Annotated in this window: 23 protein-coding genes and 2 pseudogenes; 8 read left to right on the top strand and 17 right to left on the bottom strand. The window is 55.3% G+C overall.

The window, feature by feature from the left end; genetic code table 11:
- The first annotated feature begins 191 nt into the window (after positions 1 to 191).
- From ACRXB1_RS07555 to ACRXB1_RS07535, 5 genes and pseudogenes are all read left to right on the top strand, one after another.
- Positions 192 to 1,186, top strand: a pseudogene (locus ACRXB1_RS07555) (SDR family oxidoreductase).
- 25 nt (positions 1,187 to 1,211) lie between these two features.
- Positions 1,212 to 1,583: pseudogene (locus ACRXB1_RS07550) on the top strand (trehalase-like domain-containing protein); the annotation flags it as partial.
- A gap of 44 nt (positions 1,584 to 1,627) precedes the next feature.
- Positions 1,628 to 1,897: a hypothetical protein gene (locus ACRXB1_RS07545; RefSeq protein WP_449491650.1), complete on the top strand. Its 270-nt coding sequence runs from the start codon at positions 1,628 to 1,630 to the stop codon at positions 1,895 to 1,897.
- 568 nt (positions 1,898 to 2,465) lie between these two features.
- Positions 2,466 to 2,795, top strand: a complete 330-nt coding sequence (locus ACRXB1_RS07540) for a DUF305 domain-containing protein (RefSeq protein WP_449491649.1) — start codon at positions 2,466 to 2,468, stop codon at positions 2,793 to 2,795.
- Positions 2,792 to 4,270, top strand: coding sequence for a YncE family protein (locus tag ACRXB1_RS07535; RefSeq protein ID WP_449491648.1), 1,479 nt, complete (start codon positions 2,792 to 2,794; stop codon positions 4,268 to 4,270). Before ACRXB1_RS07540 ends, ACRXB1_RS07535 begins: the two co-directional genes overlap by 4 nt.
- A gap of 212 nt (positions 4,271 to 4,482) precedes the next feature.
- On the opposite strand, the gene ACRXB1_RS07530 is transcribed toward ACRXB1_RS07535, so the two are convergent.
- The 13 genes from ACRXB1_RS07530 to ACRXB1_RS07470 form a co-directional block, all read right to left on the bottom strand.
- Positions 4,483 to 5,061 (bottom strand): uracil-DNA glycosylase, encoded by a 579-nt coding sequence (locus ACRXB1_RS07530; protein WP_449491651.1) that lies wholly within the window; start codon positions 5,059 to 5,061, stop codon positions 4,483 to 4,485.
- A 366-nt stretch (positions 5,062 to 5,427) separates the two neighbouring features.
- Positions 5,428 to 6,798, bottom strand: coding sequence for a cbb3-type cytochrome c oxidase subunit II (locus ACRXB1_RS07525; protein WP_449491647.1), 1,371 nt, complete (start codon positions 6,796 to 6,798; stop codon positions 5,428 to 5,430).
- Positions 6,795 to 8,219, bottom strand: coding sequence for a cbb3-type cytochrome c oxidase subunit I (locus tag ACRXB1_RS07520; protein WP_449491646.1), 1,425 nt, complete (start codon positions 8,217 to 8,219; stop codon positions 6,795 to 6,797). Before ACRXB1_RS07520 ends, ACRXB1_RS07525 begins: the two co-directional genes overlap by 4 nt.
- Position 8,220: 1 nt before the next feature.
- Positions 8,221 to 9,198 (bottom strand): c-type cytochrome, encoded by a 978-nt coding sequence (locus tag ACRXB1_RS07515; RefSeq protein WP_449491645.1) that lies wholly within the window; start codon positions 9,196 to 9,198, stop codon positions 8,221 to 8,223.
- Complete coding sequence (locus ACRXB1_RS07510; protein ID WP_449491644.1) at positions 9,195 to 9,926, bottom strand: c-type cytochrome; 732 nt, start codon at positions 9,924 to 9,926, stop codon at positions 9,195 to 9,197. Before ACRXB1_RS07510 ends, ACRXB1_RS07515 begins: the two co-directional genes overlap by 4 nt.
- Before the next feature lie 104 nt (positions 9,927 to 10,030).
- A complete protein-coding gene (locus ACRXB1_RS07505; protein WP_449491643.1) occupies positions 10,031 to 11,041 on the bottom strand; it encodes a substrate-binding domain-containing protein in 1,011 nt (336 codons plus the stop codon).
- A 28-nt stretch (positions 11,042 to 11,069) separates the two neighbouring features.
- Positions 11,070 to 11,624 (bottom strand): DsrE family protein, encoded by a 555-nt coding sequence (locus ACRXB1_RS07500; RefSeq protein ID WP_449491642.1) that lies wholly within the window; start codon positions 11,622 to 11,624, stop codon positions 11,070 to 11,072.
- Positions 11,625 to 11,764: 140 nt separating this feature from the next.
- Positions 11,765 to 12,694, bottom strand: a complete 930-nt coding sequence (locus ACRXB1_RS07495; protein ID WP_449491641.1) for a LysR substrate-binding domain-containing protein — start codon at positions 12,692 to 12,694, stop codon at positions 11,765 to 11,767.
- A gap of 226 nt (positions 12,695 to 12,920) precedes the next feature.
- Positions 12,921 to 13,715, bottom strand: a complete 795-nt coding sequence (locus ACRXB1_RS07490) for a substrate-binding domain-containing protein (RefSeq protein WP_449491640.1) — start codon at positions 13,713 to 13,715, stop codon at positions 12,921 to 12,923.
- A gap of 35 nt (positions 13,716 to 13,750) precedes the next feature.
- The gene (gene ctaD, locus ACRXB1_RS07485) at positions 13,751 to 15,343 is read right to left on the bottom strand and encodes a cytochrome c oxidase subunit I (protein WP_449491639.1); all 1,593 of its coding nucleotides are present in this window, start codon (positions 15,341 to 15,343) and stop codon (positions 13,751 to 13,753) included.
- An 18-nt stretch (positions 15,344 to 15,361) separates the two neighbouring features.
- Complete coding sequence (locus ACRXB1_RS07480; RefSeq protein WP_449491638.1) at positions 15,362 to 15,856, bottom strand: DUF2244 domain-containing protein; 495 nt, start codon at positions 15,854 to 15,856, stop codon at positions 15,362 to 15,364.
- Positions 15,857 to 15,890: 34 nt separating this feature from the next.
- Positions 15,891 to 16,874 carry a malate dehydrogenase gene (locus ACRXB1_RS07475; RefSeq protein WP_449491637.1) on the bottom strand — a complete coding sequence of 328 codons (984 nt, stop codon included), beginning with the start codon at positions 16,872 to 16,874 and terminating at the stop codon, positions 15,891 to 15,893.
- A gap of 77 nt (positions 16,875 to 16,951) precedes the next feature.
- Positions 16,952 to 18,112: a TDT family transporter gene (locus tag ACRXB1_RS07470; RefSeq protein ID WP_449491636.1), complete on the bottom strand. Its 1,161-nt coding sequence runs from the start codon at positions 18,110 to 18,112 to the stop codon at positions 16,952 to 16,954.
- Between the two features lie 127 nt (positions 18,113 to 18,239).
- Between ACRXB1_RS07470 and ACRXB1_RS07465 the strand changes: the two genes are divergently transcribed.
- The 3 genes from ACRXB1_RS07465 (at position 18,240) to ACRXB1_RS07455 (ending at position 19,836) form a co-directional block, all read left to right on the top strand.
- Positions 18,240 to 19,121 (top strand): LysR family transcriptional regulator, encoded by an 882-nt coding sequence (locus tag ACRXB1_RS07465; RefSeq protein ID WP_449491635.1) that lies wholly within the window; start codon positions 18,240 to 18,242, stop codon positions 19,119 to 19,121.
- A 270-nt stretch (positions 19,122 to 19,391) separates the two neighbouring features.
- Positions 19,392 to 19,571, top strand: coding sequence for a hypothetical protein (locus ACRXB1_RS07460; RefSeq protein ID WP_449491634.1), 180 nt, complete (start codon positions 19,392 to 19,394; stop codon positions 19,569 to 19,571).
- On the top strand, positions 19,564 to 19,836 hold the full coding sequence (locus ACRXB1_RS07455) for an ester cyclase (protein ID WP_449491633.1): 273 nt from the start codon (positions 19,564 to 19,566) through the stop codon (positions 19,834 to 19,836). The genes ACRXB1_RS07460 and ACRXB1_RS07455 overlap by 8 nt, the downstream gene beginning before the upstream one ends.
- 603 nt (positions 19,837 to 20,439) lie before the next feature.
- On the opposite strand, the gene petA is transcribed toward ACRXB1_RS07455, so the two are convergent.
- The 4 genes from petA to ACRXB1_RS07435 all read right to left on the bottom strand — a co-directional run.
- Entirely contained in the window at positions 20,440 to 21,072 is a 633-nt protein-coding gene (petA, locus tag ACRXB1_RS07450) for a ubiquinol-cytochrome c reductase iron-sulfur subunit (RefSeq protein ID WP_449491632.1), read from the bottom strand.
- A gap of 120 nt (positions 21,073 to 21,192) precedes the next feature.
- Entirely contained in the window at positions 21,193 to 21,531 is a 339-nt protein-coding gene (locus tag ACRXB1_RS07445) for an HdeA/HdeB family chaperone (RefSeq protein ID WP_449491631.1), read from the bottom strand.
- A 742-nt stretch (positions 21,532 to 22,273) separates the two neighbouring features.
- Complete coding sequence (locus ACRXB1_RS07440) at positions 22,274 to 23,191, bottom strand: VOC family protein (protein ID WP_449491630.1); 918 nt, start codon at positions 23,189 to 23,191, stop codon at positions 22,274 to 22,276.
- Positions 23,188 to 23,798 (bottom strand): SMP-30/gluconolactonase/LRE family protein (locus ACRXB1_RS07435; RefSeq protein ID WP_449491629.1); only part of this gene is annotated, 611 nt, incomplete at its 5' end. The genes ACRXB1_RS07440 and ACRXB1_RS07435, both read right to left, overlap by 4 nt.

Raw genomic sequence — 23,798 nt, 5'->3', positions numbered from 1 at the left:
TGGCACGCCGCATTGTGAAAACCCGTTTGCACTCGGTAATCCGCGATCCTATCGATGATCCGGTTCGGCTTTTGCGCAGGTTGTTGAATTCAGATTGCTTTTCAAATCACGCGCTCTATCTTCCGCATTGCCGAAATCGTCAATACGTTGTGAGCGCCCGTAGGAACTCCGTGTGAACTTGGTCGATCAACATGACAAAAGGAGCAGTGGTAACGGGGGCTAGCGCGGGTGTAGGCCGTGCGACCGTCGAAGAGTTTGCCCGTCGAGGCTACGACGTAGCGTTGCTGGCGCGTGAACCCGATCGTTTGACGCGCGCGGCCACCGAAATAGAGAGTCGATATAGCATTCGTGCGCTCGCGATTCCGACCGATGTCGCCGATGCAGAAGCAGTCGAAACAGCCGCCACGCGCGCTGAGAAAGAACTCGGCCCGATCGACGTGTGGGTGAACGTCGCCATGGCGACCGTGTTTGCACCGGTCTCCAAGCTCACTGCACAGGAATTCGAGCGTGGCACGCGAGTGACGTACCTTGGTCAAGTACACGGCACGATGGCCGCACTCTCGCGCATGCGATCGCGTAATCGCGGCACCATCGTCAATGTCGGGTCGGCGCTTGGATATCAGTCAGTGCCGTTGCAATCAATCTATTGCGGCGCGAAGTTTGCGATTCGCGGCTTTACCGATGCACTGCGCTCGGGAATCATCCATGACAAGCTGAAAGTGCACCTGACGATGGCGACCTGCCGGCGGTCAACACGCCGCAATTCGACTGGGCGATGAACAAGATGGGAGCGAAGGCGAAGCCGGTCGCCCCGATTTTCGAGCCGGAAGTACCGGTTCGCGCGATCTTCTTCGCCGCCACACACAAGCGGCGCGAAATGTAGGTCGGCTTCCCGACGGTGAAGGCGATTCTCGCAAACCGCGTTGCACCAGGGCTGATCGATAATTATTTGGCGTCGGCGGGCTACGCAGGCCAGCTGACCGACGTGCCACTCGCGCCCGATGCGCCAGCTAATCTGTATGAACCGGTCCCCGGGAATTACGGCGCGCATGGACGGTTTGACCAAGAGTCGAAGACCGGAAGTTGGGAAATGTTCACCGACCGCCACCGTTCAGCGTTCTGGGCACTTGCTGCGTTGGGTCTTGTCGGCGGGATTCATTTCCTCGCCAAAAAGTACAAAGTCTAATAAATTCGCCCAAAGTAAAGCCGCGATGAGCAACCCGATCGAGGACTATGCCCTATTGGGCGACGGCGAAACTGCAGCGTTAGTGAGCCGCGATGGATCGATAGACTGGCTGTGCTGGCCACGTTTTGACGACGATGCCTGCTTCGCCGCGTTGCTCGGCACCGCGGAAAATAGTCATTGGTCGATGGCCCCCGTTGCACCGCGGACCCGTCAAAGTCGCCGCTATCAGCAAGACACCCTCATCATGGAAACCGATTTCGAGACCGAGGAAGGGGCCGTTCGGGTGATCGATTTCATGCCAATGCGAAAGACGTTTTCATCTGTCATACGTATCGTCGTGGGGCTGCGCGGAAGCGTAAAAATGCGCTCAACGTTGCGCCTGCGATTTGACTACGGCGCGCAACCTTGTGCGCAGGTCCTGTCCGAGTCGCCGGATACGCCGTGGCGACGGGCACATCGGTGGCGCGCGTGGAGGTGTCGTCAGATGACGGTGTGACGTGGACACAAGCCGCACTCAACGTCGAGCCTGGCACCCGATGGAGCTGGAAGCTCTGGAACGTTGAGCTGGCGCTGCCGAAAGGCACGCATGAACTCTCAGTGCGCGCATGGGACTCGGCCGGGCAGACTCAGGTATCGCAGGTAGCCGATGTATGGAATTTCAAAGGCTATCTAAGTACAGCGTGGCATCGGATTACCGTCACCGCACAATAACGGAGCTGAAGCGGGCGGGAAATTGTTCATCAAATAGTTCGACGAAAGCCTCCGTGCTGGGCGCAAACAATCTGCCTATCGCCTAGACGTGCAGCGAATACTGGCCGGAAGAAACGCTCATTCGCGCTTTCAATGCTCGAAAGGTGGCTGGCCCTCTTGCGATTCTATGCATGCCTCATGCGCTGTCCTCCCGTCGTCTGCTGGTTCCCAAATGCAGCGGTGGACGCAGTTGGAACGCTGACCGGGCAGCGTTAGGGCTGTGTCCCATTGCCAAGATGCAAGCCGTAGTGGCAAAGACGTTTAACTTCGAGTCAAGTGGTAAACCCTTTGTTTGAAAATATCCTGGAATAAACGGCGCCCACCCGGCGTTCGCCCGTTGTTACTCACCCAAAGAGGATCACTCACGATGGCTTCGAGCTCCCTGCGTTGGCTAGGCACTGCAGTGCCGTTCGCCAGCGCCCTTATTTTTCTTCCCGCGAGCAGTGACGCTCTTGCAGGCGCAGTTCGGAATAGTGAAACGTCTGCGGAGTCTTCGTTCCTATCAGAAAACGATAAGGCGATGTCGACCATGATGACCAACATGGTGGTCAAGCCAAGTGGGGACATCGACAATGATTTTGTGGCGATGATGGTGCCGCACCACCAGGGTGCTATCGATATGGCGCGCGCCGAACTGCAATATGGAAAGAACGAGCAGTTGCGCCGCATCGCGCAAGAGATCGTGGTTGAGCAGCAGCAAGAGATCGTTGCGATGCATCTGGCGATCGGTTCGAGCGTATCGACTTCAGCGCCCGGCACAGCCGATGGCGGAAATCGGGCGTCCGATCCGGCATATGAAAAAAACCAGCATCAGACCCATAACGGCATGTCCATGAAAATGAATCAGGAGCCACAATGAACCGCATCTCCGCACTCTCGACTCTCTCAGCCCTGATTGCGCTCGTCTTTGCGCAAGCTGTCCTCGCAGGACAGGCGCCCGGACGGGCTTCTGCCGCCGACATACCCATCAGCCATCAGGATCGCGTCTACGCCGCCGAGCAGTTTTCTAATACCGTTTCCGTCATCGATCCTGCCAGCAATACGCTAGTTGGTTTGATCAAGCTTGGCGATCCGTCGCCCGGCAATTTCAGCCCGCTCTACAAAGGCCAGGTGCTGGTTCACGGCATGGGCTTTTCGCCGGACCACAAGACAATCGCCGTAGTCTCGATCGGCTCCAATTCAGTCTCGTTCATCGATACCGAGACCAACGCGCTCAAGCACGTGACGTATGTCGGACGGTCCCCGCACGAGGCGTTCTTCACGCCCAACGGCAAGGAGGTCTGGGTTACGGTACGGGGCGAGAATTACATCGCAGTGCTGGATGGTTCGACCTACGAAGAGAAATCTCGCATTGTCGTGCCGGCGGGACCTGGCATGCAGATCTTCTCGCCCGACGGGAAATACGGGTATGTCTGCTCGTCGTTCAATCCGGAGACTGTCGTGATCGATGTGGCGAGTCATAAGATAGTCGGTCACGTTACGCAGGCCAGTCCATTTTGTCCGAACATCGCCGCAACGCCTGATGGCAAGCAGGTGTGGTTCACTTTGAAGGATACGGGCAAGACGCAGGTATTTAACGCCCGACCACCGTTCAATATCCTCAAGACGATCGATACCGGTCCTATCAGCAATCACGTCAACTTCGCACGCAATAGCAACGGCTCTTTTGCCTACGTGACAATTGGGGGTACCAATGAAGTCAAGGTGTTTAAAACCGATGACTTCTCCCAGGTCGCGACGATACCCGTCGGAAAACTTCCGCACGGCATCTGGCCATCAGGCGACGGCACACGCATGTATGTCGGTCTTGAAAACGCCGATGCGATGACTGCGATCGACACGTTGACGAACCAGGTGATTGCCACCGTGCCAATCGGACAAGCGCCGCAAGCGGTTACCTATGTACCGAATGCCGTTCGAATGGGTGATGGCACCCAGAATACGCAGCCACTCGGTGTGGCAGGCAAAGCGGCACATCTGACCATGATGGCGGTGGGAGCCTCGTCCACGTCAACGAGCACAACCGCGCCAACGAGCGTGTCACTTTTTGATCAAGGTTTGATTCAGGTGTTGCAAGCGTCGGTGACGGGTTTGGAGCCTAAAAAACCTTATGTGATAGCGCTTTCGGATCACCCCGATGGGAGCGGCGAGTTGGAACCGCTGGCGAATTTCATGAGCAACCCCGCGGGTTCAGCGATCGTCAACGCAATTGGCCAAATCCGACAGGTCGTGCGGCCAGAAACGACCAATGGCGCGAACAAGCAGCGTTACCTTGTCATTGCTCCGCGCGATGGAGATAAGCTAAGCTCGGCCGTTCAAGTGCAGTCAAGCTGAATTTCGAGGCTGCTCGACGCAAAGGGAGCGCGCTGGGCGGCGCCACGGCGTAAACACGCACTTCTTTACTTGTATATTCCGTGCGCCTCGAACCGAATGATTCCCGTTCCACCGGTCTAGCTCGGGTCATCGCCGGCCGGTCCAAGTGACCGTCCACGACAAAGTTATCGATTCTTCCAGCCAGAATGCGGACCACCTCGACAAAAAGACAACTATCCGGAAATCTTCGGCGCCACCGTAGGGAGAAGCGCTAATTTCGTGGCGTGAGCAAGCGTTCTCACAATGTCTGGCCCTACATGCTGTGACGTGCAGACAGACAATGGGCTCGGGTGCGGCATGGACAGGATCGAGGCGGCGGTCGGTACCTTGCGGAGCGTTGGTAATGCGCGCTGCGCTTTTCGTCCCGCGAGCACAATGACGCGTAATTTAGGCAGGAGATCGAGTAGAGTCGTTAGTTCGGCGACACCACGGTCAATATCGCGGTTGGATAACCGGTGTTGTCTTCCAGACGCCGAATCCGCAAGCCATGGATAGACATTCCACAATACGCTCTCGCAACGAGGCAGGCCGGCTTCAGCCAGGAAGCGCTTAAGATTGCGCTGTGTTGGGACCGGATTGTCGCGAGACACCAAGCGAGGCTGGGAGGTAATATTCGCAGGCGACTCAAGCAATATCAGAACCTTCGCCTCACAGCCACCGTCGAGGGGATCAAAAAATGGCGCCGCCCCGGTTCTCCGGATCAACTCCTGAACGTACGCCGTCAGGGGGCGGACGTGGAGATCCTGAAGCATATCTAATCGCTCATGCCAAAGGTCAGCGTCGATGCCAGAGAAGGTTTTTGCTGTCACTGAGTCAATGTTCCGTTTTGCGCTAAATCACCGTCGCGAACCGGATATCCAGACTCGCAACGGCGATAATACTCGACCCCTACCCCAACAAATCGTGAGCCTCACGACTTGCATTTTTGCACCGAATTTTGGTCGATTCGGCTTTCCAAGGTTGCATCGAGTTCTTTTTCGATTTGCTGGAAGCGGTATTTTGGGAATTCGACCCTTGCGCGATATGAGGGAAAAGCGAACCATATAGCGACGACAAAAATAAGGATGGCGAACAATGCCCATACCATAATCGTAAACATACAAACTCCTATACCGGTATCAATGACGATTACTAGCGTCGATCGGTCCTTGATAAATTGATCGGACAAAAGTCGCGAGCGCTTTTTTGTCCGACGCGTCAAGTCCCGGGAACGCTGGCATTGCACTAGCGGGCACGCCTTGCATCAAGACCTTTTCGATTTCGGCCGTCGAAGGACGAATGTGTTCGAAGTCGAACGGCGCTGGCTTGAGGATAGCGGAAACAGGTCCATCGCCTTTGCCGTTTACACCGTGGCACGCGGCGCAATCGGCAGCGTACAGCTGAGACCCAAATGCAAGTGTCGCGCTTTGAGTCGGCATGACGCTTGGCTTTTGCCCAAGCGATTGCACATAGGCCACGAGGTCTGCGACTTGTTGATCGCTGAGATCACGCCAAGCAGGCATCGAAGATCCCGCAACACCATTCTCTAAAACGCTTGCCAACGCTTGATCCGAGTATTCGAACTGAGTTAGGTCGGCCGGACGGGGGGCGAGAGCGGTTGCGGCCGGTGAGTGCCCGTTCCCAGATGCTCCATGGCAACCCGCACACGACTGCTTAAACAAGGTATGACCGCGTGTCAAATCTCCCTTAGCTGGTGGGGCATCGGAGGCGGCCGATCCCGTGATACTCGCGTGCGCTCTCGACGGGTCGGTGTCAAGAGAAGCGGTTTCGAGTTCAATGCCCTCGTCTACCGTTATTTTTTTCACTGGCCCAGACCGGGCATTGATACTCGATGACGCAGCGCTGCAGATCGTGCCGCTTACGTCGGCGAGCCAATCAGGAATAGTGCCCTTAGCCGATGCACTTGGCCGTCTCGCGGAAATCTGATCAGCGGTTAATAGTTGCAGATTTCTCATTTCCGCTCGGCGAGCTGCGCCGAGCGTCTCCAGATACGCAACAAGGTCGAGCGCGTCAACCTTTGGTCGAGTCACACTCCCGTCGAACATCCACGGGTACCCGGGCATGATCGAGCCAGGTACGATGTAACGCGGATCGTAGAGGTGCGCAAGTTGCCAATCCTTACTACGAACGCCGGCCTCACGAGCAAGGTCGGGCCCGATACGCCGCGTTCCCCACAGTTGGGGCGAATCATATTTCGTCTCCCATGGCTGCGTCGGCGGTCCCCATCGCCGAACATCCTCTGCGATATTGCGAACCTGCTGGGAGTGGCAATACGCGCACCCTTGCGCCGCATAAAGTGAACGACCGTGAAGCTGAGCTTTCGTATAGGGGCTGAGGACCGCCGGAGTGTCGGCTCGAATCGAACGTTCAAGACGCAACCCCGGTAAGATTCCAAGTGCCACTACAGAAAGGACAAAAAATCCAATACCCGCAATAAACAGCACTGCCTGGCTTGCGCCAAACCATCGACGACGCGGGAGCAAACTCATTGCTTCTCATCCGTTAATATTGCCTGCCGACCGACGAGCATTGAAGCGAGCAGACAACCAAAGCCTGCAAGTATGGGAAAAGCCGCCCCGACTCGCCACCACCAATAAGGCATTGAGGCGCGGACTGAATCCATCCACGGCACGGGCTGCGCCCAGGATTTGCCCTGGACCAAGCCCGCGACACTCAAATCGATAAACATAAAAGCCAGCCCGATACTGACCAACCAGAATGCGGCGCTGGCCAATCCGCCGTGGTATCGAGCACCGGGGGTCCGCTGCCAGGCATGCAGCATGCCGCCAGCCGCTACGAAAGTCGCAAAACCTAGCATTGCGAGATGCGAATGCCCGATCACCCAGTCCGAAAAGTGAATCACCCGTTGGACGGGCATCAAAGCCTGTAGCGACCCTTGAATGCTCACAATTAAGTAGAAGACAACACCGACCCATATAAAGCGAAGGGGCACGTCTCGATACATGAGTGCACCGGCGCCGCGCAGCGATGCTAACTGATTGAAGACGACAATAATCACATCGACACCAAGTAGCAGCGACGCGGCGATCGCTGCACGCTGGGTGTCCATGGGGATCGCAGAATAAACGTAGTGATGCGTGCCATTGAGCGGGTAGACAAAAAAGAGGACCCAAAACCCAAGCATTGATACGAAATGGCTATAGACAGGACGTCCCGTTACGGCCGGTATTACGTAGTACGACATTGCAAGCGCAAACGGGGTCACGAGTAGCCCAACGGCGTCGTGGATCCACAGGCCACTAAACGCCGCGCCAACCGCGCCAGGCACGAATTCCGGGACAAGGCTGCCCATGGGAAAGGCAAGCAACGTGAAGACACCACCGCCTAATGCGTACCACGCTGAAATATATAGGCGATCTCGTTCAGGGCCCGTTGCTATAGGCCAAAGGAACTGAGCGATAATAATCACCAGACATATTTCGGTGACGGCGTTAATAACCAACGGGAACTCGGTCCATTCAAGTGGCTTTATTGCAAGCAGCCACTGAGGCAGATTGACCTCCACGAGCGCCCACCCAGGAAGCACCATGCCGAAATTCCAGAGGGCAAACAACGCCCACCCCAACCTTTGGCTCGTCACCGACCGGCCGGCGAGTCGCGGGGTCGCATAATAAAGGAAGCAGAGAAATGCGTTGCCCAACCAGCCAAACATGATCCCCTGCGTGTGGTTGTAACGAAGCAATCCCCATGTAGCCCACGGCTGCGTCCCCAAGAATTCTGGATCGACAAACTTGATTGCGACTACGGTGCCAAAGAGTGCTGAGACAATCAGCGCAATCACGGCCGCTAATCCGTGAGCGCGCACGAGCATCGACTCGGTTCGGGCAATGACGGTGATCTGGGAAGTGTCGAGCTCTGCGTCCCCTTGAGCGCTATAAGTTGTCGACATCCTAGCTTCCTTTGTGCAGGCTGCCACCTGACGGAGTCGACTGGCTACCCAACACATGTCCGTTGACCGATTGGCCATACATCGATTGCGCGGAATCATGGTATTTCGCGCGGGTTTGCGCCACCGATCCGGTATATCGAGGATCTTGTGGACGATCCTGACTGTCGATGTACAGGGCCACATCCCATGCGTCCAGGTCGCTCAGCGTGCCGCCTTTGCCGAGTGGCATATTGGCCTTAATGAATTCGGTCGCGTTTTTAACGCTAGCCATGCCCGCACCCCAGTTATATGACGCGTCTCCCCACAGTGCGGGAAATGCCACACTCCCGTCGGCTCCGCGCTGTCCAGCGCCGTTAGCGCCATGGCAGAGCGCGCAATTCGCGGTATAGACGCTTGATCCCCGCGCGTAATCTGGCTTGAGCTTGGCCTTTTGCATCTTCGGAAATCCCCGACCCTCGATTTTCGAATCGAGTGGAGCTCCGTGCGCCATCCAGTACGAATATGTTTCCAGTGCGACAAGAACAGGATCTCCCAGAGGGGGGGCTTTTCCATTCATGCTGTATCTGAAGCAACCCTGCAGTCGCTCAGCAAAAGTATTCACATGTCCATTCTTCGCTCGATAAGCCGGATAGGCCAAGTACGCGCCCCACATCGGAGCAGCACCCGCCTTGCGGCCTTGATCAAGGTGACAACTTGCGCAGCGCAGTTGGTTGCCGACATAAGCTTTTGCGTAAATCGCCGGATTCTCAAAGATTTGCTGACCTTGCTTGACGACCTTGCCAAAGTCCGTATTAGGAATCGGCGCATCGCTTGGCGAAAATGCCGCCCTCTTTGCAGTGGTGTTGGCCAGAGATGGTGAAACCGTCAGTGCGGGTTTTGATTGAATGGGGGCCGGCTGTCTGAAACCGGCAAGCCAGATTGTTCCGGCACATATCGCGAGAATGCTACCGACTGCGGCAATTGCGAGACTTGGTTTCATCGCGTCGATCCTTGAACAACAAGCGGTTGAGCCGCAAAGTAGTCGCCGACCGCTTTAGATTCGGACACCGACAACTTGCTTGCGACAACAGACATGAGACCAAGTGGCCCGGGTGCGCGCGTGCCGGCCCTCCAAGCCGTGAGTTGGTTCTGGATATAAACTGAAGACTGGCCAGCCAAAGCGGGGAACACGGCCCCTACACCGCTGCCGCCTCTGCCGTGGCACTGGATGCACGCGGGAACGTTTTCGGACCATTTCCCATGGAGTGCAAGCGCCTCGCCGCGCAAATAATCAGGCGCCCGTGGTGTGGCCGGTAGCGACCCGGAAGCGGCCGGCAAGTTCGCATAGAAAGCTGAAAGTTCACTTTTTTGTTCGTTGCTCAGAAGCACTGCGATGGGCGTCATCATGGGGTTTGACCTCTTGCCAGAGGCCAATGCATTAAGTTGTTGGTTCAGGTACGCTTCCGGCAGCCCAGCGAGGCGCGGGTAGCCGACGGCAGGATTGCCTTCTCCCTTGCTGCCGTGGCAACTTGAACAAGCGGGAATGCCACTGGACGAGCCCAACCGGGCGATGCTCGCACCGGCCCCGGGCGACTGATCGGCGTAAGCCATTCCCTGACTTAAGAACAGGAGCGCTGCGGAAAGCGTCAACGCAACTGCGAGCGCCTGCAGGAACGCGCTACGCCAAAGCGAAGTTAAGTGCGTTTGCGTTGGGTTTCCTGGTTCCATTCAATCAAACTCCACGATTAGATTTTCGCTCTCGACATGAATCAGTGCGTTATAAGTTGCTCATAGGAATCAGTCGACGTCGCGTCCTTTTCATTCTGATCCGCTCATTGCGGATGAGCCGAATAGGGCTTAAAGCCGTAACGCTCAAAAATCGACAAGCCTTCAGGAGACTGAATGAATTTGAGCCAGAGTTTGCCGTCCGAGGCGTGAGGCGCGTTTTTAACCAAGGCCCCGGCGTAGATCGCTGTCGTAATTTGATCATCAGGAATATCGACGTGCCCGATTGGATGACCGACCTGCTCCTGGAACATCGCTTCCGATTTCCAGGCGACTCCAGCGTCGACTTTGTGCTGCATGATCCAAAGGGGAGTCTGGCGGTGATGAATTTGTGTAAGGATTGTTGTGCCGTCGGCAATCTTCGTTTTGTACACGTCCGTCGCCAGATCCTGGCCGCCGGCTTTCTTTAGCGACGTTTCAATTTGCCGCGCGACACCCTCAAACTTGGGGTTGGGCATCGCAAGCCGAATCTCGGGCTTGCCCAAATCGCTCAAGCTTGAGATTGCCTTGGGGTTGCCCTGCGATACCATGATCGTCAGCGTATTGGTCGCGTACGGGATAGCGGGCGATGTCAATAGGCCAGCGTCGATTTGTTTGTTGACCGCATTCAGACCAGCAAGATACACGTCGGGTTTGACCGTCCAGGTCAAGTTGCCAACCGTCACCGTGCCGCCATTTTTGATCTGGTCAACAAGCAGTCCCGGAGGAACAGTTTCCCAATACATGTGTCCTTTGAACCGCGGATATTTCTTTTCGAATGCCTGCACAAGCGGCGCCATTGCGAAGAAATAATTCCCACCAACAAACAGTGAGAGCAAGGGATGCTGCGGATCACCATGAAAATCCGCAAGATTGTCCGCATCCGGAACGTCGAATTCGAGGCCGCGCTGCACGGCGTCGTTGTTTTCTCCGTGTTGCCACGGCGGGTAGAACTCGTTTGAACCCTGTGACGCATCATCGATAGATTTTGTCTGAGCACCCGCCGTCGCTTGCACCCCGAGCGAAATGACGAATGCTGCCAATGCGAGCTTCCGGGAATAGGGTCGTGTGGATAGCATGTCTCTCTCAAAAAAAGTTGTAGGTGAACTACATCGGCATCAGTACGTATCCGTCAGTCTCCAAGGTCGTCACCGTTGTCAGGCCAGAGAGTGCTAGCGTGACTGAAGGACTAAGCCAGTCGTAAGCGAATTTGTGCTCGGCCACAGCCTGACCGCAAACCGACACGTCTACTCCGGCTTTTCTTAGCTCTGCTATGAGTGGCAAATTGGGATTATCGACTCCGAATTTTGTATGGTAGTGGGCATTGTCCAGCGCAAGCGGTGTCGCGGCGCCGTACGTAATTGCCACAAATTTGAGGTGCTCGAGCGGAACGCCCGAAGATACGTACAGGTTGACGGTTCTAGCGACATGATCCAATGCTGGGTTGACATCGCTTGGCGATTTAGCCGCTTGCGTCAGCGCGAATACGATCTTGTATTCCTTATCCGCGTGTGGCCGATAAGCGGCCTGAGGGAGAGCGTGCATCTTCCCGTAACCTTGGATAGTCGGGGTAACCCAGAACCCACTGTCTTGAGTTTGAGCCTGGACCGTGAGTGCACTCATCGATAACAAGCCTGCCAAAATTAACATTTTCGGTTTCATGATGTTTTTCCTTAAAGTGAGTTTAGGATGCCAAGAAATCATGCATAAAACTAATATCATTTTGATCAGCTATGTATGCCAAAAAAGCATACGTATTGAGGATATGACGGGACAAGAAATGCTGCGATATCAAGTTGCATCTAGCCGTTGGCTTGAGAATCTGCTGGATCCAACTCCCAAAGGTGAGGCTTGGATGCTGTCGCCACAAGCGCTTTGAACAGCGTCGCGCCTCTGGATAGGCTTCGTCCTTTGAGCCAGATCAAATTGAGGCGCCGTTCGATCTTCAAATGCTGCAATCCAACCTCCTCGAATACGCCTGCCGACAGCTCGTCAACTACGCTCATTCTGGATAGAAAAGAAATGCTTCCGGGCGTTGAGCGCAACAACCGTTTGATTGCTTCGGTGTTGCTCACCGATACGATGGGTTCGATTGACAAACCAAGTCGTGCGTACGCGTCGTCGACGGCCTCCCTAACTCCGGACCCTTTTTCTCGCAAAATCGTTCTGCCTGCAATGAGATCCACTGGGACCATTTGTTCTCTGATAGAACTGGGATTTTTATTCGTGACAGCGATTATCTCGTCGTGCCCTAACGACAGGGAGTCAAGTTTTGTCGCGTCAAACGATCCCTCGATAAATCCCAGTCCGATTTCACTCATACAAACAGCAGACTGCACGGCCCGAGAGTTTGAGACTGAAAGGCCAACCCTCACGTTCGGATACCGTGTGTGAAAATCAGCGAGGATCTGTGGCACAAGATAAACACCCACGGTTGCGCTCGCGCCGAGATCGAGATGCCCCGCGCTCAGGCCTGCCAACTCTCGCAATTCAAGCTCCGCGGAATCTGCCAATCCGAAGATCTGGGTCGCGTAACGCATCAACAGAGAGCCTGCTTCTGTTAGGACGACGCCTCGCGGTAACCGATCAAAAAGTTGGCTTCCAACCCTTTGCTCTAACTCTTTTATTTCTCTCGTCACCGCAGGCTGGCTGACCTTCATTATGTCAGCGCCAGCGCTCACGCTACCGGCCTTTGCCACCGAAAAAAATGCATACAGATGGATGAAGTTCATTATGCTTTTTTACGTCCACGCGCTTTAAGTTGAGATGTACTAATGGCAATGAGATCTCTTTGGAAAGTACGAACGTAAGACGGACAATGCGGTAGCGACGATCAATCTTAGTGCGTCGTCCGAGGCATAATCCCCAAACGTCGTTCGATCGGTCGCGACGGGAGCTTCAACGGGAACAGATTATTGACTAACTCAAGTCCCGTTGATCATCAAAGCCGCACCGCGTCTAATGCCTAACCGCTGAACGAGTCTGTCCGCTTTCCTTGGTCATCCATCCCCAGCGAGAGAATATGGCTGCACCGTCTTTCGATTTTAAATATCCAACAAATTGTTCGGACGCGGCGTTATCCTGCCCCCTGCGCGTCACGGCTACACCCGAATCACGGTAAATCGCATAGCGCGGCTCAATGGGCACCACATCGGCGAGCGTCGGATTGGAGACCTGCCAGATGTTCCAGATTAGCCATACATCAATGTCTGATTGTTCGGTCCATGTCTTGCGTGCTTCGGCGCTGTTGCCTGCATAGCCGACAATATTTTTCCGCAAGGCCGCGACCTGGCGAATGTCGCCGGTGCGACCTGCGACGTCCTCCCATACTCCGTTCTGTCCTGCTCCATTGACCACCAGCACTTTCACACCAGGCTTAAGCAGGTCGGAGAAGCGCTTGATATGGTGCGGATTGCCCGGGCGCACGAGCATGGACATGGGTCGCAAATAAAGCGGCTCAGGCGCTTGCGGGGTCAACTGATCACCCATCGCAACGACAAAGTCAGACATCATAGTTTCTGATCCGCTGTAGATGACATCGGCATCTTCTTTCGCATGTTCGAGCCAAATGCCGGTCGGACCTGCTGTCACGACGACCTGCGTGCCCGTCTTCTTTTCAAAAGCAGCCGCGGCTTCTTTCATTGCTGGTGCTGGGCCGCCAGGTCCGTAGACGTGCAGCGTGGTCTGTGCGTAAGCACCGCTCGCTGATAGCGCGACGCATGCAATAGCAATAAGGTGGTGGGTCTTTTTCATGGTCATCTCGCGTGGGGTGTCAGGGGAACAACGCATTATTCAACGATAGGTGGCGTGACGAAGGTGTGAAACGGCGCGGGGCTCGGGACACTCCACTCCAGGCCTTCTGCACCATCCCAAGGCTTGTCGTCGGCTTTCTCGCCTCCCCTGTAGGCAGGCAATACGACCGCAAAAAAGAAGTACACCTGGGCCAACCCAAAGCCAAACGCACCGATCGTTGCGATCTGGTTGAAGTCGGTGAACTGGGCCGGGTAATCGGCGTAGCGACGAGGCATACCGGCCAGACCCAAAAAGTGCATCGGGAAGAACGTGACGTTGAAGAAAATCATCGAGGCCCAGAAATGGATCTTGCCGCGGGTCTCGTTGTACATATATCCGGTCCACTTGGGCGACCAGTAGTACCAACCGGCGAAAAGCGAAAAAAGTGAGCCCGCAACGAGCACATAGTGGAAGTGGGCGACCACGTAGTAGGTGCCGTGTAATGCAATATCCAGTGGAGCGACTGCGAGCACGAGACCCGAGAAGCCGCCGATCGTGAACACGAAGATGAAGCCGATCGCAAACAGCATGGGTGTCTCGAACGAAAGAGAGCCTTGCCACATGGTTGCGACCCAGTTAAAGACCTTCACACCGGTGGGGATGGCGATCAGCATGGACGCGTACATGAAGAACAACTGGCCCGTCACCGCGAATCCAGAGGTGAACATGTGGTGGCCCCACACCATGAATGACAAAATAGCAATCGAGGCGGTCGCATAGACCATTGATGCGTAGCCAAACAAGGGCTTGCGAGCAAAGGTTGGAATCACTTGGGAGATGATGCCGAACGCCGGTAACACCATGATATATACCTCGGGGTGGCCGAAGAACCACCAGATGTGCTGATAAAGGACCGGATCGCCGCCGCCAGCGGCGTTGAAGAAGTCGGTGCCCCAGTGCCGATCGAACAAGGTCATTGTGATCGCGCCAGCCAGCACAGGCATCACTGCAATGAGCAGGAACGCGGTAATCAGCCAGGTCCAGGCGAACATCGGCATCTTCATGAGGGTCATGCCAGGCGCGCGCATGTTTAATATCGTGACGATGATGTTGATTCCGCCCATGATCGACGATGCACCCATCAGATGGATCGCGAAGATTGCGAAGTCCATGCCGGGCCCCATCTGGACCGAGAGTGGGGCATAAAGCGTCCAACCCCCGGCGGCTGCGCCACCCGTGACAAAGAACGAAACGGTTAGCAGGACACCCGCGACGGGTAGCAACCAGAAGCTGAAGTTGTTCATGCGCGCGAACGCCATGTCCGACGCGCCGAGCTGAAGTGGAAGCATCCAGTTCGCATATCCGACGAAGGCGGGCATGATCGCACCAAAGATCATCTCGATGCCGTGCATCGTCGTGAGCTGGTTAAAGAACTCTGGTCTCATTAACTGCAGGCCAGGTTCGAACAACTCACTTCGGATCATCAAGGCCATGACGCCGGCAGAAAGAAACATAGTGAACGAGAACAGCAGATACATCGTTCCAATGTCCTTGTGGTTCGTCGCGAACAACCAGCGGCGCCACCCGGTGGGACGGTCGTGCTCATGGCTTTCACCTTGGCTCGCAACCGGGTCAGTCAGGGTCTGCATGACGTCATTCCTTCTAAGTCAATAGTCAATTTTTTTGCGATAAGGTTGCAAGCATCGGCGGATCTCACCAGCTAACGCCGCGCGCTGATGCACGGGTACAAAAGTGCCGAAGCGCACCTTGGTTTCACCACATCTCACATCCAAATCCCGCCGTCTCGATTCAGACATGTCAATCGATACCCACGCTGAGTTGAACTCGTATCGCTTATGGTCCAACCCGTTCCAGCTCTCAATGATCAACCGCCCGGGCATCAGCCGAATACACTGGGCATCCGCTGCATGTCGTGCGTAGACCAAGAACGCAACTGCAATACCGGCTAGGTAGATCGCACAGACAGGCGGCACGAGCCATGCCCCTCGCCACGCGCAGAAGGTCAACAATAATCCGGAGATACATACAAACGAAACGTAGACGCCCACAAACTGCGATGGCTTTAACGCGCAGTTGCGCTTCAAAGACCATTCACGCAATACGACCGGCGGCTGGGCGCACATGCTGCCTCCCTGTTCCATGACCGACCCCGTTGATTTTGTACACAAGTGGCGCTCAGGCCAGCAAATGGGCGATCGCATCTCGCTCCGCCGCCAACTCCCTCACGGACAGCGCGATCTTTTCTCGCGCGAAGTCGGTAAGTTCAAGCGAAGACACGCGCTCGTAGCGCCCCTTCGCGCAAAGCACGGGAACGCCAAACATCAAGCTCTCTGGAATGCCGTAAGAGCCGTCGGACGGGATTCCCATTGATACCCATTGGCCGTTGCTGCCCCGCACCCAGTCGCGCATCTGATCGATTACCGCGTTAGCCGCTGAAGCTGCCGAGGAATGGCCGCGTGCTTCGATCACCGCGGTGCCTCTCTGTGCCACCGTCGGAATAAACAGCTCGCGGTTCCATTGCTCGAGCGCTTCGCTTTGAATCAATGCTCTGCCATCGCGCGTGACGAAGCGGTAATCGGGAAACATTGTTGGTGAGTGATTCCCCCACACAACCATTTGGGCAAGCACAGGCGTGGTACATCCGAGGTGCGCCGCAAGCTGCGAAAGGGCACGGTTGTGATCGAGCCGGATCATCGAGGAAAAATTCTCTTGAGGCAGATCGGGCGCCGATTTCATCGCAATATACGCGTTGGTATTGGCCGGATTGCCGACCACAAGTACTTTCACGTCTCGCGATGCAACTTTGTTCAATGCTCGGCCCTGCGTCTTGAAGATTTCCGCGTTGGCTGCGAGCAGATCGGCACGCTCCATACCTTTACTACGAGGCCGCGAGCCAACGAGCAGTGCGTACTGAACATCGTTGAACGCGCGTATCGGGTCGTCCGTTATCTCTACCCCTGCAAGCAAAGGAAAGGCGCAGTCTTCCAGCTCCATAACAACACCCTGGAGCGTTGCCTGAGCCTGTGGCAGGTCTAGCAGGTTGAGGATCACCGGCTGATCCGGGCCCAACAGATCGCCATTGGCAATACGAAATAGCAAGGAGTAACAAATCTGGCCTGCAGCGCCAGTCACCGCGACTTTGACAGGAAGTTTTTGCATGATGTTGTCCTTCAATTAAATCAATTATTCAGAGGCGCGTCGAGCGAAGACGAACGAACTACATTCAGATCAGAATTTCACTTGTTGGGCTTAACGAGACAAGGCGCCTGAAAGAGGTTGCCGTGCCACATTCCCTTGAGCGTTTTGCTCACCACGATCAACCAGAATGCGATCAGTGCGACCGTCAGGACGGTGCCGATAATCGCGAACGGAAAGAACTGGGTCAGGCGATAAAGCGTGAACGTCGTTGCGGTGTACACGCCAATGGGAAATGTAAAACCCCACCATCCCATGTTGAACGTCATGCCTTCGCGCTGATATCGAATAGTGAGAATCACAGCGATCACGAGCCACCAAACGCCTACGCCCCACAGCAGCAAGCCACCGAGCAGACCGAAATCTCTCGCAGCGACCGCCACTTGAGCGAGCGGCGTGCCGGCGAACGCTGCAGGAGCGGCTTGCCCGAGTAGCAACAAGCCAAGGCTTCCGGTACCGATCGGACCCAGCGTGAGCCATGACGAGGCAGCCATATTGCGATGCGGCAACTTGTGAAGCGCGAGACGCAGGAACACGATCGTCAGGATCGAAAACGCAAGCGGCACCGAAATCGCCCACAGCACGTAGCCTGTTCCGACCAGCAACTGCGCGGCGCTATGCGAAAGATGCGGCGCAAGCACACCGGCACTCGACGCCGTCACTTCAGGGGCCACGATCGGCAACAGCCAGACCGCCGTCATTTGTTCTGTTGAATGCTTTTGCGTCGTGAACATCCGGTAAGGCACAAGGCAAGCAATCGATACTGCCAATCCCGCATCGATCCACCACAAAGCGTGCGCCGTGCTCAGTGCCCCCGGGCCGAACAATTCGACGCCAAATACACTCAGGCCATTGACGATCGGGATCAAGCCCATCGGGATCGCACCTAGAAACATCGACTGGATCGGATGGTCGAGCATCGGCTTGACCGTCTCCGAAAACCAGATCAATCGGCCAAGAAAAAGCACCGAGAAAAGGGCGAAGAATAGGCTGTCGATCATCCACAGGGCTTCGGCGACCCGATGCTGGCCCGGAAGTTGGAATGGCAAGGCGAGCAAGATCAGAAATACAATCCCCGTTCCCATCGTCAGCGCGAACCAGTTAGGTGTGAATTGCCGAACAACTTCTCGATTACGCGAGACATGCCTTAATGGGGCGAAGCGGGACTTTGTTGGTTTGCCGGTAACGGACTGGTGTGCCATCGAAGTTCTCCAAATTTTTGCTGCTTGGGTGGGTGCTTGACGCACCCCTCGTGCCATGCGTGCAGGATATGGGAGAGCGGCATATAATAAAAATACATAATAGGCATCCCTCATATATCAAAATGGTATGAATTTCACTCATCTTCTTGCTTTTTACGAAGTGGCACGTGCTGGCTCCATCAGCGCGGGGGCCGAGAAACTACGCGTGAGCCAACCTGCGGTCACGCGCGAGATCAGGGAGCTGGAAGAGCGCTTGGGTGTGACGCTCTTTGATCGTCTGCCACGCGGTGTGGCATTGACGCAAGCGGGCGACGCATTGCAGGCGTACGCGGAACGAATATTTGCTCTTTCGGGGGCGGCAGAGCTAGAAATTAAGGAACTGGCCGGCCTTAGCGCGGGTCACCTGTCCATCGGCGCAAGCGCCACGGTAGGGGTCTATCTTGTTCCGGAAACCATCGCCATCTTTAACGCGCGTTTTCCCAAAGTAAGCGTCGAACTCACAGTTGCCAACACAGAACAGGTCGAAGAAGGCTTGTTTGCACACGAGTTTTCGCTTGGATTTATCGAGGGGCCTTACGACGATAATATCTTTGAAGCTAAGGAGATTGGAGCAGATGAAATTGTCGCCGTTGTAGCCGTTGGGCACCCCCTTCTTAGGCGAAAGGTATCCGCCCGCGACCTTGCGTCCAAGCGTGTGATCATGCGTGAACCGGGATCGGGAACACGCGCCGTTGTTGAAAAGGCTTATGAAGCTCAAGGTCTGATAATTGAGCCGGTGATGTCGGTCAGTAACACTGAAGCGATTAAACGCATGCTGCAATCCCAGCAATCGATTGCATACGTCTCATCGTTGAGCGTGAGAGACGAGATCAGGCGAGGCGACCTCGCGACGCTGAGCGTCAAAGACCTCCATATAAAACGAGAACTTCACGTGTTGTGGCTCAAGGGCCGGTCATTCTCGCCAAGTACGCAGGCCTTTCTTGAATTGAGCCTTCAGCAAACTGCTTGAACTTTCCGCATCGGCGATGAGCGAGCAAGCACACGTTAATCTGCTTCGCCGCACTGCAAACCAATGAGACAGGCAATGTTGCTGATATGCCTATTTGATATCGTTAATATCAAATAAAAGCATTTTTATGATGGCGCTATAGCGCCTATTCTGGTTTGTAGCGGAGGCAGCAGATTTTTCTGTAGCGGCAAATCAGACACCTGCAAACGGCTTCGTATAGCAGACGCTTCGCAGCGCTTGCACCTCCATTCAAAAACGCTGGAGAAGACAATGGCACATGCAGAACATTTAGCACAAGACGCAACTCGTCGGACAGTCAACAGTTTTTATCAAGCGATCGAGCACCGGGACATTAACGCGCTGAGCGACGTGGTGACGAACGATTGGCAATATATCGCGTCCGCGACTATGCCCTCGACCGGTGTAGATCAGATGGGCCGCGGTGTTTGAATCGATGCAGCGTGCGTTGCCCGATATGGAAATCCACGTGCTCGATGTGCTTGTCAATGACCGGATGGTGGGCGTGCGCGCGCAAGTCGAAGGCACCCAGCACGGCGAACTCATGGGCGTCAAGCCAGCGTCAAAGCCGATTGTCTTCGCGGTGCATTCCTTTCACCAGATACGCGACGGTTTGATCGAAAAGACCTGGCATCTCGAAGATTGGATGGACTGTTTTCGCCAGATTGGATCGCTTCCTCCGAACTTTCAGAAGTAGTGTTGCGTTCAGTTCACGAGGACTGCATGGGAATGGCGGCATACATGCTGCTCAGTCCAAACCCCACTTGCACATGAGCTGAAAACGACCTTATCTTGTATGTGTCAGGCGTTAACAAAAGCGCTGCGGTGTAAATGGCATGCTTATTTGGCGACCTTATCATCCTCCCCATATTGAACACTTATCCGATATATTACGGCGGGGAAATGATGGCCTTCTTGGCGGTCACTTTTTACATTGCGATGGTCGCCGCAGCGCTTGTTTGTGGAAACTCTCTTCAAGGCGCTAGGGTGGTCGCCGCAAGAGCATCGTACAGCCCTCGTGAGCACAGCAATCAAATTTAACTACACGTCGTACTCGATATTATTTGCGGGGTCGTGTTCATCGCCCTGAGCATCGTATTTTTAAAACCGGCGGTCCCCAAATGATGCGCAAGATAGCGGACGGTCCGGACCATGACTGTAGCCACCGACACCTGCGGATCGGGATGACGCGAGTTTACAATCCGGCGGTGAATCTGCGTCACCATGACGTCAAACGGATTTGGCAGAAGTGCTTCCCTCTTTTAACGACGCGCTTGCAGCACGGATGTGTAGAACGGTTTCAGGCGTCTCCGTGCTCGTCCTTACCGATCGACAGCTGCTCGGGTGAATCAAACTGGAAGCGCGGCACGTCGAGGTTTTGTGGAGCGGGTTTATTTTTAAATACCCGACCCGCGAGATCGTAGGTCGATCCGTGGCAAGGGCACAGGAATCCGCCGGGCCAGTCATTTGGCAGATTGGGTTGAGGACCGCTTTGGAACCGTAGGCTTGGTGTGCAACCGAGATGGGTGCAAACGCCCATCACGACCAGGAAATTCGGGTGGGTGACACGCGAGCGATATTGGTTAGTACAGTAAGTTGGCAGTGGCATCGTAAATGGATGCGTGCTGAAGGGGTCGAGGACCATTTCATTGGCTTCTACGACCTCCTTCAGCATCCGCTCAGTGCGATTCACGACGAATACGGGCATACCGCGCCAGGCAACGGTCGTCATTGTGCCAGGGGCGATCTGACTCAGGTCAACGGACACCGAAGCACCTGCAGCGCGCGCCTTTTCTGAAGGCGCGAACGAGTCGACAAATGGGACGATCGTTGCGATGCCTCCCGCACCGCCTACAATTGAGGTAGCAATCAACCACCGCCGCCGGTTCGTATCGTCGCAGCGTAGCAGTGAGTTTTCAACAACATGGTCCATGATTTCATACCTCTCAGTGAACCTGAATGAGGGGAGCGCGCGTGAATCGCAAAGCGTATGCGGGACGAGTCAGCGCGTAGGGTGCACTGAGCATCAACACGCGCCAACCGCAAGCGGTTCTCAGTTATGAGCATAGGTCTTGTTTAAGGTGATTTGCTTATTGCGATACATCTGGCGAACCTTGTTCATAAATAGCGCGTCAGGCGTCTTCTTGCACTCGGTTATGACTTCATCGACGGGGTGTGCGGTATCGAGGATTAACCTGTCTTTTTCGCTAACGCCCAGCTGGTCGACACCGGCTACCCAATAGACAAGAGCTGGCCGATAGGCTTCATCCGTCGTTACAAACTCGTTGCATTTCATTTTAGTCGGAGAGACCTCTTGGGGTGTTTGTGCGACTGCGGTACTGGCCAAGACCACGCCGCAGAGAGCGAGGAGAACGGGAGTTAATTTCATCATGTAATCCTAATTTAAAAATTGGCTGACTCGAATAAGGACGCCAATCATCCGAGATGGGCCTTTGCGAAAGAAAAGATTTCACGTGCCTTATTCAACGTGTATTGGGCATACCGTAGCAATTGTTAAGGGGGCGTCGACCTAATTAGATTAGGTCGGCATTCTTAAAACAGGCTTATGCCAGAGGCGCCAATGCCAAAATCATCAACTGCCGAGCAGGCTATGGTTTACACCAGCATCTCGACCTGCTGTAGATTAAGCGCACGTTAAGGCTGAGCGGCTAGGGTCGTGATAGCGGGTGTAGTGGATTAGCCCGCTGTGGGCTGTAGCGTGCCGCGGCTCTAAGGATCGTAGAAGTATTGGAAGGACTGAAATGGCTTTACATCTCAGCGCGGATTTGCTGTTCGAGGATAGGCTCTCGCATCGTGCCGGGCGCCGGGCATTTGCGGCTCGACTGGACCGCTCTCTGAAGCAAAATAATATCTCGTCCGCGCAGGCAGCCAGGCAGATCGGCGTGACAACACAAGATATCTCTTACTGGCGTGCCGGCATTACCGCACCAGGGCGAATAGCATACCGACAACTTTCGCGTTTGCTGAGTGTAGACGCATTCTGGCTGTGCCTGGGTTTTGAGACCGAACGGTTTGCTAAGTAGCGTCTCTGGGCATCGCGACTCCTGAACCCGGTTACGCGCCGTTACTGTGCGCGCAGTTGCATTTTTGATCCGTTCGCCACTTCTGAACCCTTACTCGACTGCCCAAAAAAAATGACCGTCGGGATCATGAAACAAGAAGCCCGATTTTCCGGAAGGCGCTCGGATGAGTCGCGATTCCATTTCCAGGATCGTCGCGAGCCTGCTCACGTTACTGCATCGGATGACGATTCTGTCGCTAACAATGTCAGTGGCTTCTGCCAGCGCGTGGGTCGCTGACGCAACCGGGTGTCGATACGCGAGCAACTCAAGATGAGGTGACGCGTCCGATGCCGTTTGCAAAGAGACGACGTCGACTATCGGGTGATCGAGATCGTCCAATGACCCTTGCTCGCTTCCATAATTGGTTTGATATGCACTCGTGATCAGGCCCAGCAAGACCGTATAAAAAGCGATGCTCGACGGTGCGCTGGTTACGGAGATCGCGGTATGGTCGATCCCGGCGCGGACTTCAGATCGACCGCCTCCGCTGGTAGGCTGCAGCAATTCGAGCGGGTGGCCGTCCGGGTCGCGAAACTTGAAGGCTGTGACACCGCCGCTGCTATCGGGGAGATGAACCGGTGCCGGTTCGGAGTCCGGGCTGCGCGAAATTGCCGTTGGACGTGCGGAGGCACTGTCTTCACGATAAAGCCGCTTGAGCGCGATATCGATGTTCGCGCAACGTAGGGCAAGATGTTGAAAAGCAAGATCTGCCGAGCTGCTTGGCGACGGGTAGGGGCGCGCGTTCGGACCGGCCTCGACAAGTTCAAGCTCCTCGTTGCCGAGGCTTAAACGCTGTACCTTGACATTACATGCACCCAACCCAAGTTCAGCCGCAAGCAAGCGGTCCATATAAAATGCCGGGCCGCTTAGTTGAAAGTCGAGGCGATCCCGGTAGAACAGCGTGCTACGTTCAAGGTCCACGACATTTCGGCTGATTCGTATGATCTCGGTGACAAGCGCGGAGGTCATGGGCGCTGCGCTCCTCGCTGGTTGGTATAGATAGCGAACAACGAATGCGAAGCGCAGATAAACAAGCGGCTTCGATTACGTCCGCCAAACGTCAGATTTGACACGGTGTAGGGGACACGGATCTTGCCGATCAATTCGCCGGAGGGTGCAATGCAGTGGACGCCGTCCGCTGCACTCGACCACACGTTGCCGTCCTCATCGCAGCGGATACCATCGGCAAAGCCAGGATTGATCTTATGAAAAACACGCGGCTCGGCATACGACACGCCGTCGGCGCGGACCTCCAGCACGGCGATGTGTTGCACCGGTGCTGAATCGAATTGCGGGCCACTTTCGCAGACGTAGAGGCGCGTTTCGTCGGGTGCGAAACACAAGCCGTTGGGTCCCGTGAATCGCTCCGAAACGACGCTGAGTTCTCCCGTATCGGGTATCAGCCGATACACGCACGCTGGACGCTCCGACACCTGCTTGCCGCCCTCGTAGTCTGTCTGGATGCCGTACGGCGGATCGGAAAACCAGATTGTCCCGTCACTCTTGACGATCACATCGTTAGGCGAATTCAAGCGCTTTCCTTCGTAGCGATCCACCAGCACGACGACGCGTCCAT

Source organism: Caballeronia sp. M23-90 (assembly GCF_053574605.1).
This window is presented reverse-complemented; position numbering and strand designations above follow the sequence as displayed.